Origin of the sequence: Pseudonocardia sp. MH-G8, from assembly GCF_002262885.1 — a bacterium.
GTDB lineage: Bacteria > Actinomycetota > Actinomycetes > Mycobacteriales > Pseudonocardiaceae > Pseudonocardia.
On sequence record NZ_NKYF01000025.1, the window covers coordinates 1 to 15,604 of the forward strand.

14 protein-coding genes are annotated in these 15,604 nt (G+C 73.3%); 8 read left to right on the forward strand and 6 right to left on the reverse strand.

Annotated elements, in window-relative coordinates; genetic code table 11:
* Window positions 1-122: 122 nt before the first annotated feature.
* Complete coding sequence (locus CFP66_RS35970; protein ID WP_094929823.1) at window positions 123-662, reverse strand: putative immunity protein; 540 nt, start codon at window positions 660-662, stop codon at window positions 123-125.
* 876 nt (window positions 663-1,538) lie between these two features.
* Between CFP66_RS35970 and CFP66_RS35975 the strand changes: the two genes are divergently transcribed.
* The 3 genes from CFP66_RS35975 to CFP66_RS35985 all read left to right on the forward strand — a co-directional run bounded on the left by CFP66_RS35975 (window position 1,539) and on the right by CFP66_RS35985 (window position 2,985).
* Window positions 1,539-2,111: a DUF3558 domain-containing protein gene (locus CFP66_RS35975; RefSeq protein ID WP_158228334.1), complete on the forward strand. Its 573-nt coding sequence runs from the start codon at window positions 1,539-1,541 to the stop codon at window positions 2,109-2,111.
* A 118-nt stretch (window positions 2,112-2,229) separates the two neighbouring features.
* A complete protein-coding gene (locus CFP66_RS35980) occupies window positions 2,230-2,565 on the forward strand; it encodes a WXG100 family type VII secretion target (protein ID WP_094929825.1) in 336 nt (111 codons plus the stop codon).
* Window positions 2,566-2,670: 105 nt separating this feature from the next.
* Window positions 2,671-2,985 (forward strand): DUF2695 domain-containing protein, encoded by a 315-nt coding sequence (locus CFP66_RS35985; protein ID WP_094929826.1) that lies wholly within the window; start codon window positions 2,671-2,673, stop codon window positions 2,983-2,985.
* A gap of 42 nt (window positions 2,986-3,027) precedes the next feature.
* Here the strand turns inward: CFP66_RS35985 and CFP66_RS35990 are convergent, their stop codons facing one another.
* Window positions 3,028-3,696 carry a FadR/GntR family transcriptional regulator gene (locus tag CFP66_RS35990; protein ID WP_094929827.1) on the reverse strand — a complete coding sequence of 223 codons (669 nt, stop codon included), beginning with the start codon at window positions 3,694-3,696 and terminating at the stop codon, window positions 3,028-3,030.
* Between the two features lie 48 nt (window positions 3,697-3,744).
* Between CFP66_RS35990 and CFP66_RS35995 the strand changes: the two genes are divergently transcribed.
* From CFP66_RS35995 to CFP66_RS36010, 3 genes are all read left to right on the forward strand, one after another.
* A complete protein-coding gene (locus CFP66_RS35995; RefSeq protein ID WP_198961893.1) occupies window positions 3,745-4,995 on the forward strand; it encodes an MFS transporter in 1,251 nt (416 codons plus the stop codon).
* Between the two features lie 68 nt (window positions 4,996-5,063).
* Window positions 5,064-6,578, forward strand: a complete 1,515-nt coding sequence (locus CFP66_RS36000; protein ID WP_198961894.1) for an MFS transporter — start codon at window positions 5,064-5,066, stop codon at window positions 6,576-6,578.
* 500 nt (window positions 6,579-7,078) lie between these two features.
* Window positions 7,079-7,426 (forward strand): DUF1330 domain-containing protein, encoded by a 348-nt coding sequence (locus CFP66_RS36010; protein ID WP_094929830.1) that lies wholly within the window; start codon window positions 7,079-7,081, stop codon window positions 7,424-7,426.
* Between the two features lie 40 nt (window positions 7,427-7,466).
* Here the strand turns inward: CFP66_RS36010 and CFP66_RS36015 are convergent, their stop codons facing one another.
* From CFP66_RS36015 to CFP66_RS36030, 4 genes are read right to left on the reverse strand one after another with little or no spacing between them, the layout of a single operon-like run.
* The gene (locus tag CFP66_RS36015) at window positions 7,467-8,393 is read right to left on the reverse strand and encodes a DMT family transporter (RefSeq protein ID WP_094929831.1); all 927 of its coding nucleotides are present in this window, start codon (window positions 8,391-8,393) and stop codon (window positions 7,467-7,469) included.
* The gene (locus CFP66_RS36020; RefSeq protein ID WP_233159994.1) at window positions 8,386-9,405 is read right to left on the reverse strand and encodes an N-acetylglucosamine kinase; all 1,020 of its coding nucleotides are present in this window, start codon (window positions 9,403-9,405) and stop codon (window positions 8,386-8,388) included. Before CFP66_RS36020 ends, CFP66_RS36015 begins: the two co-directional genes overlap by 8 nt.
* The gene (locus CFP66_RS36025) at window positions 9,389-10,528 is read right to left on the reverse strand and encodes an SIS domain-containing protein (RefSeq protein WP_094929833.1); all 1,140 of its coding nucleotides are present in this window, start codon (window positions 10,526-10,528) and stop codon (window positions 9,389-9,391) included. Before CFP66_RS36025 ends, CFP66_RS36020 begins: the two co-directional genes overlap by 17 nt.
* Window positions 10,525-11,853 carry a D-tagatose-bisphosphate aldolase, class II, non-catalytic subunit gene (locus CFP66_RS36030; protein WP_233159995.1) on the reverse strand — a complete coding sequence of 443 codons (1,329 nt, stop codon included), beginning with the start codon at window positions 11,851-11,853 and terminating at the stop codon, window positions 10,525-10,527. The genes CFP66_RS36025 and CFP66_RS36030 overlap by 4 nt, the downstream gene beginning before the upstream one ends.
* A 64-nt stretch (window positions 11,854-11,917) precedes the next feature.
* Between CFP66_RS36030 and CFP66_RS36035 the strand changes: the two genes are divergently transcribed.
* Window positions 11,918-12,682, forward strand: coding sequence for a GntR family transcriptional regulator (locus CFP66_RS36035; RefSeq protein ID WP_094929835.1), 765 nt, complete (start codon window positions 11,918-11,920; stop codon window positions 12,680-12,682).
* Window positions 12,683-12,811: 129 nt separating this feature from the next.
* Window positions 12,812-15,427, forward strand: a complete 2,616-nt coding sequence (locus tag CFP66_RS36040; protein WP_094929836.1) for an AAA domain-containing protein — start codon at window positions 12,812-12,814, stop codon at window positions 15,425-15,427.
* Window positions 15,428-15,604 lie beyond the last annotated feature (177 nt).

A 15,604-nucleotide genomic window follows, 5' to 3' on the forward strand; every position in this document is an offset into this window, starting at 1 on the left:
CTCCAGCGCCGATGGTACTGCACTCGTTAGGGTGTGGGAGAGTAGGTCGCCGCCGACATTTAACATTTCAAATGAGCCCCGCCTTCTGGCGGGGCTCATTTGTTTTTGTGGCTGTTGGCGCCTCAGCGCAGCGACGCGTCCAGCTGGCGGATCAGTTCTCCGACGCGGCCTCCGCCACGCGGGGCGTCGGGGTAGCGCCTCAGGACGTCCACCACGACGGCGTGCGCGAGGAGCTGCGACTGCGCGATGTGGTGGGCACCGACGGCAGGATCGCCCCCGGCGGAGAGCTCGAACGCGCGCGCGGCATGAGCGGCGGAACCGAGGATGTGCTTCACCTGGGTCGCCTTCGCCAGCGGGTGGAGGAACGCGGCGCTGGCCGCGGCGAGGGCGGCTCGCGCCGCGTCGCTCGCCGCAGCCTGTCCTGCATCGCGGGTCTCCTGCGCCGCCCGGTGCGCGGCCCATGCGCTGTCGCGTATGGCCTTGACGCGCCTGCCGCTGTCGGCGAAAGCCTGTGCCGCGTCGATCGCGTCCCGGGCGCGCCGGTCGTCGGGACGTTCACCCTCGAAGATCACCAGGGCCGGCCGGGCGCACGCCACGGCGTAGCCGGCCACGTCCCGGAGTTCGGACGTGCTGAGCTCGATCGTCGTGGTGTCATCAGCCACAACGCCATCCTCGCGCGCAGGAGCGCGTCAGGGAACCAGGAGCGGAACTCTGTGCCGGAAGGGAGTTCTGTGCGGTCGGCGTCGGGGACCTCGAGAAGGCCAAGGACCTGCAGCGCAGGCTGGTGCAGACCGCCACCGCGTGCCGGTGTGGTGCGCTCCCGGCGGGTTGTCACGCCGCGCTGGAACTCGCGGAGCCGAGCGGCCCGCACCGTGCCATTGCGCCAGGAGCTGGTGGCGCAGCTGCGGCCGGCCGCGAGGCGTCGTGTTCCCAGCACAGGGGTTGAACGAATGCCGAGGCCGGCGCCTGCGCTCCTCCGTCGCGAGCAGCACCGCCGGCTGTGATCGTCAGCTCGGTGCAGCGCGGCGGTCGTGCCCGCACCGCGGGCACTGCATCGATCACGGGCACATGGTGGTGCGGTCGATCGTCGATCACGACTTCGCCCGTGATCGCCGCTGCGGGGCGGGACGCGGAGCGCGGTGATCGATCTGATCAGTACCTGGGTGCTGCCGCTGCGACGGTGGCGTACTTGTCGGGGTGATCAGGGCTGATGATCGGTTCGAGAAGCGCGTGGATGCTGTCGCGACGGCGTCAGGTGCCTCTCGCAGCGATCACCGTCTGGCATCTGCGGCCCGACTCGCGGCTGCCCTCGATCGCGTCGGAATCGCACCGAAACGGCGATCACCTGGCGCTGCAGCCCGCGGTCCCGTGCGGGGACCACCGGCGGCTCGGTGTGCGCTGCGGATCGCGGGCCGAGGTCGCGAGCGACCACCGGCCCTTGGCCCCGGGACTGCGCGAGGCGGCCTACAGGTCCCGCGAAACGATGTCCGCAGTGTGAGCGTGGCGCTACCGTGCTCCTCGTGCGAGGGGTGAGGGGCGTGGTGCTGGCCGTGGTGCTGGCTGTGCTGACATCCGCATGCGCCGTCGGCGGCTCCCCGTCGCCGCCTTCCGCGCCGGAAGGCTCGCCGGGCGGGGGGATCGAACTGCCGGCGCGGCCGCGGGAGGTGCGGCTGGACGGGGTGGACCCGTGTTCGTTGCTGACGGAGCAGCAGCGGGTGGAGCTGGGGTTGGACGGCCGGCCGGTGTCTACACGGGATCGGGTGGGCCTGTACGAAGGGACCGAGGTTCCGCTGTGCACGGTGCGCGGGTTCGAGCCCCGCGCAGTGACGGTCGGGGTGAGCCTGGTGGGGTCCGTGGGGATCGAGCGGTTCACCTCCGGTGAATTGGCAACAGACCTCCAGCAGGTGACGGTCCAGGGTTTTCCCGCGGTGGTGGCGGTGCCGACGAGGTTCACGGACTACTGCACTGTGATCGTGGACGTCGCGGCTGGCCAGCTCCTTGATGTGCAGTATGGGACTGGCGGTCAGCAGCCCCCGATCCCCCAGATGCAGCTGTGCCGGGATGCGGAAACCGTCGCGGGAGCAGCGATGATGACCTTGCTCAACTCATGAACACGCTCCGCGAGTAGCAGCGACGTTCACGATCGCACACATTCGTGCTCGTCTGGCCCCTGAATCGCCTTAGCGGGCCTAACGTCGGCTTGACGCCGTCGCGGACCGAGGAGTGTGCATGCCCGGACAGTTCCCGCCCGCCGCCCTGCGGATCGAGCCGTCCGCGATTCCGGCGGTCCGCGCAGCATTCGACGAATCCCTCACCGAGCTGAGCCGGCATCTGGTTCGGCTGCGCCAGGAGGCCTACATCCGGGAGCCGTGGCTCGGCGACCCCGTGAGCGCCGAAGTCGTGGGTGCCTACAACTCCCGTGTGATGGACGCGCATGACGGGCCGTACGCGGCGATGGTGGCGCTGGAGGCCGAGCTGCTCAAGATCCGCGAGTCGCTGAAGCTGATGGAGGACCACTACCGCCGCACGGAGGGCGAGAACGCGGCGCTGTGGGGGCGGCTGTGAGCAGCCAGGGCCGCCGTGGCTCGGCAGCCGCCGGGGCGCACGGCTTGTGGATAACTCCCGCCGGACCGTCCGGCACCGTCGGTGTGCCGGAGCACCGTCGGCGGTATGACGAACATCTTCGATGACCTGCCCTGGCACGAGTACGACGAGCTGGACGATCTCGAGTGCGAGCAGCCCGGGCTGAGCCTCTCGCTGGAACAGCTGGTGGGCCTGGCCAAGGCGCTCGAGTCGGCGCTGCGCTCCTGTGACGGCACCCTGCGCGTCGCCCAGGAATGGGCGCGGGGTGCCGAGGTCGGCTGGCCGCAGTTGCGGCACGAGCTGGAGGAGAACGGCGGCTTCTGCGACTGCGAGGTCGTGCTCAACGTCTTGGGCGGCGACTTCGACCGGATCTTCGACGACGACGGCGCGGGTCCGGACTGACCGCGTCGGGCCGGACCAACGGCCGGGACCTCGAGGGGGTGGTCAGTTCTCGTCGAGCAGGCGGGTCAGGAAGTCTCCCGCCTCCCGGGCTGCGCGCTCCACGTCCTGCGCCGCGATCGCCTCCACCAGCCCGTCGTGGGAGATCTCGTCCTGCTTGTCCAGGCCGGCGGGCATGGTGGTGGCCACGCTGCGGGCCACCACCTCGGCCACCCCGCGGTAGAGCTCGGTCAGCAGGTCGTTGTGGGCGCTGCGCACCACCACGAGGTGGAAGGCGGTGTCGGTGTGCACGGCGCGTTCCACGTCCTGGTCCCGTACGGCGGCGTTGCGCTCGGCGAGGGCGTTGTGCAGGGCGGTGAGGTCGTCGGCGGTGCGGCGGACGGCGGCCAGGCGGGCGGCGTCGACCTCCAGCACGCGGCGCACCTCCAGCGCGTCGCGGAGCTCGCTGCCGCACAGCTTGCGCAGCGCCCCGGAGAGCTCGGTGGTGGCGCGCACGAACGTGCCGTCGCCCTGGCGGACCTCCAGCAGGCCGGCGTGGGCGAGCGCGCGCACCGCCTCGCGGACGGTGTTGCGGCCGACGTCGAGGGCCGTGGCGAGTTCCGTCTCAGGCGGGATGCGGCCGCCGACGGGCCACTCCCCGGACACGATCGTGGCCTGCAGCTGGTCGATGGCCTGCTCGACCAGTCCGGCGCGGCGAGGTGTGATCAGAGGCACCGACGCATCCCATCATCCGAACATCCTATGTATGGGATCATAGCTGAAATGGGGATGGAGCGGGTGACGTCGGCGCGCACCGACACGGAGGCCTTGGTCGATATCGGCGCTGCGGAGACGGTGCAGCGAGCCCGACACACCGCCCTGCTCGGCACGCCGCTGCTGGTCGTCGGCGTCGCGCTGGCCGCCATGAACCTGCGCCCCGCGGTCACCAGCATGGCCGCGATGCTCGGCGAGGTGCGGGCGGACCTCGGCGCGTCGGCCATCTGGGCCAGCACGCTCACCGCCGTCCCCACGCTGTGCTTCGGGCTGGCGGCGATCGCCGCGCCCGCGATCGGGCGCCGGTTCGGCATGGCGCGTGCGGTCGGGCTGTCGCTGGTCGTGCTCACCGGCGGGCTGCTGCTGCGGGTGCTGGACGGGCCGTGGGTCGTGCTCGGCGGCACGTTCATCGCCGCTGCCGGGATCGCCATCGGCAACGTGCTCATCCCGGTGGTGGTCAAGGAGTCGTTCCCGGGGCAGGTCGGGCGCGTCACCGGGATCTACACGGCGGCGCTGGCCGCCGGCGGTGGGATCGGCGCCGCGTTGACGCCGCCGCTGGAGCAGCTGTTCGGCGGCTGGCGGGCGGCAGTGGCGGCGTGGGCGGTGCTGTCGCTGGCCGCGCTGGTGGTCTGGTGGCGCGCCGCGCGCCACGAACCGGCAGGGGTGACGGTCGGGGATGCTCCGCCCCCTCGTCGCAACCTCATGCGTAGTCCGCTGGCCTGGGCCGTCACCGGGTTCTTCGGTCTTCAAGCGCTGTTCGCCTACGTCACGATGGGCTGGTTGGCCGAGCTTTTCGTCAGCGAAGGCATCGCCCGCACCGAGGCCGGGCTGATGCTCGCGGTGATCAGCCTCATCGGCATCCCGATCAGCCTGGTCCTGCCGCCCATCGCGCTGGCCCGGCGCTCGCAGTCGGGGTGGATCAGCGGGCTGGCCACCGTCAGTCTGCTGGGCGTGTTCGGGCTGCTCATCGCCCCGACCGCGGCGCCATGGGCGTGGACGCTCCTGCTCGGCGTCGGCATGGGGGTGTTCCCGCTGGGGCTCGGGGTGATCGCGCTGCGCACCCGCACCGCCGCCGACACCGCAGGCCTCTCCGCGATGGCCCAGAGCATCGGCTACCTGATCAGCTCGGTCGGTCCGTTCCTGTTCGGCGTGCTGCACGGCACCACCGGCGGTTGGGCGGTCTCCCTGTGGATGCTGGTCGTGGTGTTGCTGCTCGAGATCGTCCTGGGCTGGATCGTCGGCCGGCCGCGGTACGTCTGACGGGTGGCGCGATCGCGCCCGCCGAATGCACTTGACCTGTAGCCGGGTCGAACTCGGAAGCTGGAGTCATGACGCATTCCCAGAGCCCTCCGCGTGCGGGGGCGCGGCAGTGGCTCGGCCTGGCCGTGCTCGCGCTTCCCCTGCTGGTCCTCGCGCTCGACGTGAGCGTGCTGTACCTGGCTGCACCCGCGTTGACGGCCGACCTGCAACCGAGCGCGACGCAGCAGCTCTGGATCCTCGACGTCTACGGCTTCCTCATCGCCGGCTTCCTGGTCACGATGGGGTCGATCGGCGACCGCATCGGGCGTCGCAGGCTGCTGCTCATCGGTGGTGCGGCGTTCGCCGTCGCGTCCGTGGTGGCGGCGTACGCGCCGACCGCCGAGACGCTGATCGCCGCCCGCGCGCTGCTGGGGATCGCCGGGGCCACCCTCATGCCCTCGACGCTGGCGCTGATCAGCACGATGTTCCGCGATCCCGCTCAGCGCACCACCGCGATCGCCGTCTGGATGACGATGTTCTCCGCCGGGGTGGCGCTCGGCCCGATCGTGGGCGGGCTGCTGCTCGCCAACTACTGGTGGGGATCGGTGTTCCTGCTCGGCGTCCCGGTGATGCTGGCGCTGCTCGTGCTCGGGCCGGTCCTGCTGCCCGAGCACCGCGACCCGGCGGGGGTGCGCGGCGTCGACGTGGCGAGCATCGCGCTCTCGCTCGCGGCGATGCTGCCGCTGGCGTACGGGGTCAAGGAGACCGCGGCGCACGGGCTCGGGTTCGTGCCGTCGCTGGCCGTCGCGGTGGGCCTGGGCGCGGGGTGGGCGTTCGTGCGTCGCCAGCGGCGGATGCCCGACCCGATGCTCGACGTGGCGCTGTTCGCCCGGCGCGAGTTCGTCGCGGCCGTGAGCCTCATCCTGCTCGGGCTGCTGGCGCTCAACGGGCTGTTCTACCTGCTCCCGCAGTTCCTGCAACTCGTGAGCGGCGTGGACGCGCTGGAGGCGGGGCTGTGGATGCTCCCCGTCGCGGCGGCCACCGTGGTGGGCTCGCTGCTGACGCCGCGCCTGGCCCAGCGGGTCGGGCGCACCCGGCTGCTCGCCGCTGCCGCTGCCGTGTCGCTCCTGGGGTGCATCGCGATCACGCGGGTCGGCGCGGACGTGTCGCCCGCGGTGCTGGTCGGGCTGGTGGCGGTGACGGTCCTGGGCGTCGTGCCGACCGGGGTGCTGGGCACGGACCTGGTCCTGGGATCGGTGCCGCCCGAGCGTGCCGGCTCGGCGTCGGCGGTGTCGGAGACGGCCGGCGAGCTGGGAGTCGCGCTGGGGGTGGCGGCCGCGGGATCCGTGGTGACGGCCGTGTACGGCGCCCGGCTCGCGGCGGAGCTGCCGGCGGGCGTGCCGGCGGCGGCCCAGGAGGGGTTGGCCCCGGCGCTCCTCGCCGCGGAGTCGCTGCCCGCGCCCGCGGGGGCGGAGCTCGCCGAGGCCGCCCGCACGGCGTTCACCGCGGCGTTCGGCGCCGTGGGCTGGTACGGCGCGGCGGTGCTGGCGTTGGTCGTGGTCCTGACCCTCACCGTGCTGCGCGAGCGTCCCGCGCTGCGGTGACGGCCGCCGCGCGAGGTCAGGGCCAGGTGCGCAGGGCGGCGCGCGCGAAGGCGATCCCCTCCGGCGTGGGTCGCCGGTCCCTGCCGTGTGGCCCCAGCGTGCCCAGCCGGTCGCGCACGCTCCACGTGACCGGCGGTGATCCCGCTGATCGGGCTGCCCTCGGCTGGCAGGACGGGGGAGGCGTGGTTCTCGCACGCGTCCCGGGACGTCACGGGCATCCGCTCGGTGATGTGCAGCAACAAGCCGGGGGGAACGGTCTCGAAGCCGTACATCCGCGCGACCTCGGCACGCGCTTCGGCGTGGCGGGGGAGCCCCGGGTCGGTGGCCGCGCAGAACAGCTCGTAGCCGTGGACGCGGCCGCAGTCCTCCGGCGGGCCTCGCCATCGGTGCGCCGGAGTGGGGCTGTGCGCCCGAACGCTTACCTGCCAGGTCATCGACTCCGATACGCCCGGGCGTCATGATCGTCGGTGTACGGAAGCCGCACGACCGGAAGGGACACCATGCCCACCTACGTCATCGCCCACCTGCGGGATGCCGCCCCGCACCCGGATGTCGCCGAGTACATCGAGCGCATCACCGCCACGTTCGCACCGCACGGCGGCCGCTTCCTCGTGCACGCCACGCAGCACGAGGTGAAGGAGGGCGCCTGGCCCGGGAACGTCGTGATGATCGGCTTCCCCGGGCCGGCCGAGGCGCAGGCCTGGTGGAACTCTCCCGAGTACCAGGAGATCGCGCCGCTGCGCTCGCGGCACGTCGACGGCGACATCATCGTGGTCGACGGCGTGCCCGAGGGCTACGACCCGGCTCGCACCGCGGCCGCCATGCGCGAGGCCCTGCCTGCCGGGTAGCTCACATCCGAGGTAGGTGGCCTCACGCGCCTGCGGGCGGTCAGGAGGACGGCGGCCCCGCAGCCACGGTAGGAGGCGTCGCGGTCGGGGATTCGCCGCCGGATTCGTCGGCGTACACCATGAGCGTGGAGCCGCCGATGGCCAGGACGATGCCGATGAACCCGTAGATCGACGGCAGGGTCTGGTACACGGCGAGCGACAGCACGATGGTGAGCACGGGTGCGAGCGCGTTGGTCACCGGCGCGACGATGGCGGCCTTGCCGCGGGACAGCGCCATGACGAGGAACAGCGCGCCGACGGCGTTGAGCAGCTGGGTGCCCAGCGTCAGGGCGGGGGCCTGCCAGGGGGCGTCGCCGGGGAAGCCACCCATCATGACCAAGGCGACGGGGATGAGCAGCAGGCCGCTGACCGTCATCCAGGCGAACGTCGTCGCGTCGTTCACGCCGACGGTGGCGGCCTTCTTCATGAAGAAGGCCTGGACACCCCAGGCGATCATGACGATCAGGGCCAGGATCAGCCACGGGCCGCTCCCGGTGTCACCGGACCCGCTGCTGACGCTGAACAGGACGATGGACGCCAGTGCGGCGACCACGCCGACGGTGGCCAGTGTGCGGATGCGTTCGCGCAGGATGAGCACGGCCATCAGCACGGTGATGGCGGGGGAGATCGCGATGAGCGGGAAGATCAGGTAGGCCGGCCCGATCGTGAGGGCCTGGAACAAGACGAGCTGGCCACCGGCACCCGTGAGGCCGACGATCAGGCCGTACCCGGCCGCGATCGGGCGCCGGTCGAGCTTGTGGCCGCGCATCGCGAAGTAGGCGGGGATGAGCATGGTGATCGCCCACAGGATGTAGACCATCTCGTCGGGGTAGTCGTACAGCGTGGTCGGCGCGCTCGAGAACGCTCCCCAGACGCCCCAGAACAGCACCAGGAGCCCGGCGTAGGGGATCCAGCGGCGGTCACTCATGACTTCCTCCTTGAAGCACGGTGGTTGCGTATGCCTGCAGCCCGTCGACGGCCTCGGGGCTCAGCGGGCGGCCGGCGAGCCGCGCCGCGTACAGCGCGGCGCCCAGGACCGGGGGCAGGAGCGGGTCGCGCAGGTCGACCGGCGTGTCGAGGAGGTGCTCGCGGAAGGCGGCGCGCACCTCCTCGGACGTGAAGACCCCGCCCGACCACGACACGGGGACGACGTCACCGGGCGCGTAGCCGAGCCGGGCGACGGTGGCCGTCACCAGGTCGGCCAGCGCGCGTCCGGCCTCGCGGAGGATGCGCGCACAGGCGTCGTCGCCGTCGGCGGCGGCCGCGGTGATCACGTGCGCCAGTGCTGCCACCCGTGCCCGGTCGCCCCGCCAGCGGTTCACGACGACGTCGACGAGGTCCAGGTCGGTGGCGAGCTGCAGGTGGGTGGCCATGCGCTCGCGCAACGGGCCCGCGGGCAGCCGGCCGTCGGACATCTTCGCGAACGCCCCCAGCCCGCGGATCGCGATCCAGTAGGCCGACCCCTCGTCGTCGAACAGCTCGCCCCAGCCGCCGACGCGCAGCCCACGGCCGTCGTGCTCGCCGTAGGTCATGGACCCGGTGCCGGCGATCACGTTGACGCCGTCGACGGCGCCCAGCGACCCCGCCCACGCGGCGACCATGTCGTTGTCGCAGCCGTAGCGCTGGTGGCCGAGGACGCGGCCGGGGATCGCGTCCAACGTCTCGACGTCGCTGCTGACCTCGCCGTAGCCGGGCAGCGCGACGAACGCGTGGCTGATCTGTTCCGGCGGCACGTCCGCGTGGCCGCAGACGGCACCGATGCCGCTGCGCAGCACGTCCTCGACGAGGTCGATGCTCTGTCCGAGGTAGTAGGAGCTGGGAGCCAGCGCGGTGGCCAGGAGCCTGCCGTCGCCGGTCAGCAGCGCGAACGCGGTCTTGGTGCCGCCGCCGTCGACGCCCAGGAACACGCCGGGGCCCCTCGGGTCACTGATCGAGCTCATGGATGGTGACTCCCTCCACGACCCGGTTCACCCCGCCCGCCGGGAACGGGCTGTCGGGATCGAGGCCCAGCGCGAGCGACTGCGCCAGCGCGATGTGTTGTGCCGCCAGTACGAGCACCGGCGCCACCGTGGCGTCGGGCAGGTGGCCCAGCGCCGGGAACGACCAGGTCTCCTCCTCGGCGTCGTCGCGGCAGCCGATGGAGACCACGCGCCCTGCGGGCATGGCCTGCTGCAGCTCACGGACGATGTCGAGGTCGTAGCGGCGCGTGTAGGGGTCGTTGGACAGGTAGACGAGCGCGACCGTGGTGTCGGTGAGCACCGACTTGGGGCCGTGCCGGAACCCCAGCGACGAGTCGGCGAAGCTCACGACCCGCCCGGCGGTCAGCTCGAGCAGCTTGAGCGCGGACTCCCGGGCCAGGCCGGTCAAGGCGCCGCTGCCGAGGTAGACGAACCGGTCGGGGCGTTCGTCGACCACCTCACGGGCCCACTTCTCGAGGTCGGGCAGCGCGGCCGCGGCGGCGTCCGCCAGCCGGGCGACGTCGTGGCACCCGCCCAGGACAGTCAGCGCGGCCAGCATCATGCTGGTGACGCTGGAGGTCATCGCGAAGCCCTGGTCGTTGGTGCCCGGTGGCATCAGCAGCGCGAGGCTGCGACGGTTGCCCTGCCCGGCCGGTCCGCTCAAGCTCCGGTACAGGCGGCCGTCGGGGTTGCAGGTCAGGACCAGGTGCCGGCAGTCGGTCACCAGCTCGTCGGCGAGCCGGACCGCGGCCAGCGACTCGGGGCTGTCGCCGGAGCGGGCGAAGGAGACCAGCAGCGTCGGCACGTCCTCGGCGAGGTGCTCGCGGGGGTTGCTCACCAGGTCGGTGGTGGCCACGGCGTCGACGCGGCGACGAAGTGCCCGCGTGAGCCCGGGGCCGACGATCTGGCCCGCGAACGCGGACGTGCCGGCACCGGTGAGCACGATCCGCAGGTCGTCGCGGGCGAGCAGCGGCGTGAGGAAGCCGTCGATCTGCCGCCGCTGGGCGCTCAGGGATCCGGCGAGCTCGCGCCACACGACCGGCTGCTGGGCGATCTCCCGCGCGGTCCACAGCCCGCCCGCGCCGTCGACGCTCCGGCGGGTCACGCGGAGGCTCCTTCCGCACCACAGGCGTACGCGTAGTCGCGCAGCACGTCGCGGACGTGGTCGACCACGAGGGCGCGCGCGTTGCCGGGCAGCTCGCCTGTGCGGACCCGGCGGTACTGCTCGGGCAGGTGCTCGCTGAGCACGGGGAGCGGGATCCCGGCGTCGTCGAGGTTGAGGAACAGGCGCTCCACCGCGGAGAACACCGCCGGGTGCGGCCAGTAGTAGCGCGACCGGTCGCTGTAGCTGTAGCGACGCGCCAGCCGCTGCTGGTCGGGATCCCCGTCGTAGTAGCCCGCCCACCACGTGGGGTCGGCCAGCATGGCGGCCTCGACGGCGTTCACCAGGTCGGAACGGTCCGCCTCGCCGATGAGCTCGTCCTCGATCGCGGCCAGCGCGAACAGCGCCTCCCGCAGCGCGAACGTCAACCCCGGACCCACCTTGAGTACCGCCCAGTGGTCGCGCACCAGTTCGGCCAGCGCGGTCCGGGTCTGGTAGTCGGTGGAGTGCGCCTCGAACACGAGACCAGGGTGTTCGGTGACGACCTCACTCAGCTGCCGCGCGGCATCCGGCTCGTAGTCGACGACCCGGAGGTGGTCGAACTCGACGCCCGGCTGCACCACGAGCGCGATCACCCGCTCCCACGCCTCGTCGAGGCCGGCTTCGGCGAACGCGGCCCGGTGCTCGGCCACGGTGGTGCGTGCGGCGTCCGGCGCCGTCGGGGTGAGTGCGTCGATGGTCTCCTGCGCGCCGCCGGGGACCGGGACCTCCGTGCCGATCACGTAGACGAGGTCCGCGCGCTGCTCCAGCTCGCCGGCGGCCTTCTCGGCCACGCGCGCCAGCCGGGCGGCGCGTGCCGCGACGAGGGTGCCCGGCAGCGGGACCGGGTCGCCGGCGCACACCATGCTGCAGTCGAGGTGGATCTTGGCGAAGCCCGCGCGGACGTAGGCGGTGACCAGCGCGTCGGCGCGGTCCATCGCCTCGGCGGGCCCGAGGTCGCGCCACCTGTTCGGCCCCAGGTGGTCTCCGCCGAGCACCACCTGGGCGCGGGGCAGTTCCGCCTGGTCGGCGATCCGGTACACGAGTGCGGCGAAGTCGTCGGGCTGCATGCCAGTGTAACCGCCGTACTGGTCCACCTGGTTGGACGTCGCCTCCACCAGCAGCAGGCCTCCGTCGGACCTGGCCTGCGATGCGGCGGCTTCGACGACCAGCGGATGCGCCGAACAGACGGACGTGACTCCGACCGGCTCGCCGCAGCGGTGCCGGATCAGGTGGTCGCGGAGCACCTGCGCAGGACGTGGGCTGGTGGGGATACGGGCCTCGGGCACGTCGCGAGACAGTAAGCACGCCAAAACTGGTCTGCAATCAGATCGATACTGGTAGCATACCGGTATGCCTGGCCTGCGCCCCTTGGAGCTCGCCCGCGGAGCGCTCGATCCGGAATCGGTCCCCCGGTACGAGCGCGTGGCCGAACAGCTGTGGGAGGAGCTTCGCGCCGGCGGTGCCCGCAGCGGTGACCGCCTCCCCTCCGAGCGGACCCTCACCGAGCGCTACGAGGTCTCCCGGGTGACGCTGCGCTCGGCGCTGTCGCTGCTCGCCGAGCGGGGCGCGGTTCAGGCCGCACCCTCCCGCGGCTGGTTCGTCGCCGGTGAGGTGGCGACCGCGACCGCCACCTCGCACGTCGAGGGCTTCGCCGACTACGCCCGCAAACATCGCATCCCGATCAGCAGCGAGGTGCTGCTGTCCCGCGTCCGCCCGTGCACGGTTCGGGAGGCACAACGGTTGCGCCTCGCCCCCGGCGCGGACCTCTTCGAGATGCGGCGGCTGCGCTCGTTGAACGGGATGGTCGTGGTGCTCGAGCACAACCGGCTGCCGCTCGCCCTGTGCCCGGCGCTCGCCGACACCGATTTCACGCAGGCATCGCTCTACGCCACCCTCTTGACCGCCGACCCCCCGCAGATCCCGCGGCGTGCCGAGTACGCGGTGGAGGCGCGACCCCCCAACCGCGAGGAGCGCCGCCTCCTCGACCTCGAAGGCACGTCCGTTCCGGTCCTGATGGCACGTCAGCTCACCAACAGCCAGCACGGCCACCCGCTGGAGATCACGGACCAGGCGTACCGGGGCGACCGCTACCAGTTCCGGGCCTCCATCACCTAGTGCCCTTACCGGATCCGGCGGTCAGGCGTCACCGCCGGACCGAGTCGGGAAGCTCACCCGGACAGCCCCGTGATCGCGCGCCCGTCCTTGGTTCAATCGGGGTCGGGGGAAGCGGCGAGCGGGGGGCTGATGGCCGCGGAGTGGTTGGCGCATGCCATCGATGCGGTGCAGCGGTGGATCGCGCGGGAGGACGGGCCGGGCCGGGTGGCGGCGTGGTCCGATCTCGGCGTGGCGGTTCCGGGTGGTGAGGGGCAGCTCGTCGTCGACCGGCGCGGCCGGGAGCAGTGCGCGATCGTCGAGGCGTGCTTCGCGGGTGCGCAGGGGCCCGAGCACGAGCCGGCGTATCCGGTCGACGAGCTGCGCGACGACGTCGGCGTGCTGCTCCTGCGGCCGCCGCAGGGGCTGCCGGAACGCAGCAGGCACCTGTGGGTGCGGTCGCTGTCGCCGCGGTCCCTGCGCGAGGCGCTGCGGGACGGCCTGCGCGTCGCCGGGCCGGCGCCGCTGGCGCAGGCGCTGGCCGAGGGTCGGTTGTCCGGGGCGCCGGCGGACCACCCGGGGACCGAGGGTTTGTCCGGGGAGCAGGGCGAGGCGTTGCGCGCCTGCCTGAGCCCGGGGGTCCGCCTCGTCTGGGGCCCGCCGGGCACCGGGACGACCGAGGTGCTGGCCCGTGCGGTGGAGGAGCTCGTGGGCGCGGGCAAGCGGGTGCTGCTCGTCTCGACCACGGATTCCGCGGTCGACGACGTGCTGCACGCCGCCCTCGCGCGGATGGCGCCGGCGGCGGGCACCGCGGTGCGGGTCGGAGCCGCGGCGCGGGCGGAGATCGCGGGCGACCCGGGCGTCTCGCTGGAGCGGCTCGCGGCGCCCGCGTCGCGGGAGCTCGACGAGCAGCGTGCCGCGATCGCCGCCGAGCTGCGGGAGATCGAGGAGGCGGCCGAGGAGGTCGAGCGGCTCCGGGTGGAGCTGGGTGAGCACGACGAGCCCGTCTACCGGGCGGCCGTCGCGCGCATCGAGGCCGAGCGCGTGCTCGACGGGCTCGGCACGCGCGTGGAGCAGGCGCAGGCCGAGGCGGACGACGCACGCCGCGCCACCATGACCGCCGCGACGGAGCTGCGGGCGGCGCTGGCCGCACGCGCCGAGATCGACCCGGTGCGGGACGCCCTCGAGCAGGAACGTCGCGCCGTGGAAGGCCTCGCCGCCATCGCCCAGCGCCAGGACGCCCTTCGCCTGCAGCTCAGGGCGCTCGAGGCCGAGGAACGGTCGGCCGGGTGGCGCGGGCGGCGCCAGCGCCGGCGCGCCGTGGACGCCGCCGACACGGAGTTGCGGCGCTTCACCGTCGCGGCCGCCGAGGGGCGCCGGCGCTGGCTGGACGCGCAGCTGGGCGCGCGCGCGGTCCTCGGCGAGCGCGGCCGGGCCGACGTCGACGCGGTGGACGCGCGGGTGGCGCGGGCCGAGAACGCGATGGCCATAGCCGACGAGGAGTTCCGGCGGGCCCGCGACCGGCTGGCCGAGCTGCGCGCCACCGTCGCGGAGGCGCAGGGCTGGGGCCCGCTCACCGACGACGACCGGCGCCTGGTCAGCGAGAGCGAGGAGCGCGGGCTGCCCGCCCGGCACGCGCGCCTGCAGGAACTGCTCGGCCGTATGGAGGGTGCGGACGCGCGGCGCGAGGAGCTCGCGGCCGAACACCGCGAGCTCCTGGAGCGGGCGCGTGCGCTGCGCTCCGGTGCCGTGGCGCGGATCCTCGGGGAGGCCGGTGTCGTCGCGACGACGCTGGCGCGCTCCCGCAGCCATCCCGCGCTCGGCCACGCCACCTTCGACGCCGTCCTCGTCGACGGCGCGGGCGCGGTGCCGCTCGCGGAGGTCCTCCTCGTGCTGTGCCGCGCCACCACCACCGCGGTCCTCGTCGGCGACCTCCTCCAGCTCGCCCCGGCGCTCCCCGACGACGCGGGCCCGGAGCTGCGGCGGTGGATCGGTGCCACCTGCTTCTCCCACGTCGGGATCGGGACACCGGACGAGGCCGTCGCGCACGAGGGGTGTGTGGCGCTCACCCAGCAGTCCCGGTTCGGCGCCGGGCTGCGCCGGCTGGCGAACGAGGCGCTCTACGAACGACTGCACGACGCCGACGCGCCACCGCGCACCGAGGTCGTGCTGATCGACGTGGCCACGGCTGCGGTCCCCGCCGCGGACGGACTCGTCACCGCGCTGCCCCGCGCCCTCGCCGCGCTCCACGCGCCCGACGGGCCGGTCGGCGTCGTGGCGCCGTGCGCCGCACGCGCGGAGGCCGTGCTGGCCTCCTTCCGCGACCACGGCCTGGTCATGGGCGTCACCGCGGACACCGTTCACGCGCTGCAGGGCCGGGAGTTCGCGACGGCGGTGGTCGACCTCCGCACCGAGGTGCCCGACGACGGGCAGCGCGCGTTCGGCCTGGCGGTCGCGACCGCTCGTCGCCGGCTCTACCTGCTGGCGGACGGGGCGGCCGTCGGTGCCGCGGAGGCCGGCCCGCTGCGGGCGCTGCGCGACGCCGTCGAGCGGGGCGAGGTCCGGACGTGGAGCGCCGCGGCCCTGCTGGGCACGGTCGACCCGCCGATCGGGCCTGTCGAGGCGGCGTTCGCCGAGGTCAGCGCCCAGCTGCGGGAGCTGGACAGCGGCGACGCCCCGCGCCCCATCCCGGAGCAGCGTCGCAGCCCGCAGGAGCCCGAGCCGAGTGGCTCGGAGGAACCGCGGGACGCGGCGCGGCCGGTCGGTTGAGCTCCGAGCAGCGGCCGCGCGGCGCTCGCACACCGACTTCTGGCGTCGTACACCGACTGCAGTCGGTGCGCGGGGACAGCTGTCGGTGTGTGACCGCTCGGACGGTGCGCGGGCGGGGGACGGCGGGCTAGCCTCGTCGGGTGAACCTCACGCGTCGGCGTCACGTCGACAACTGCA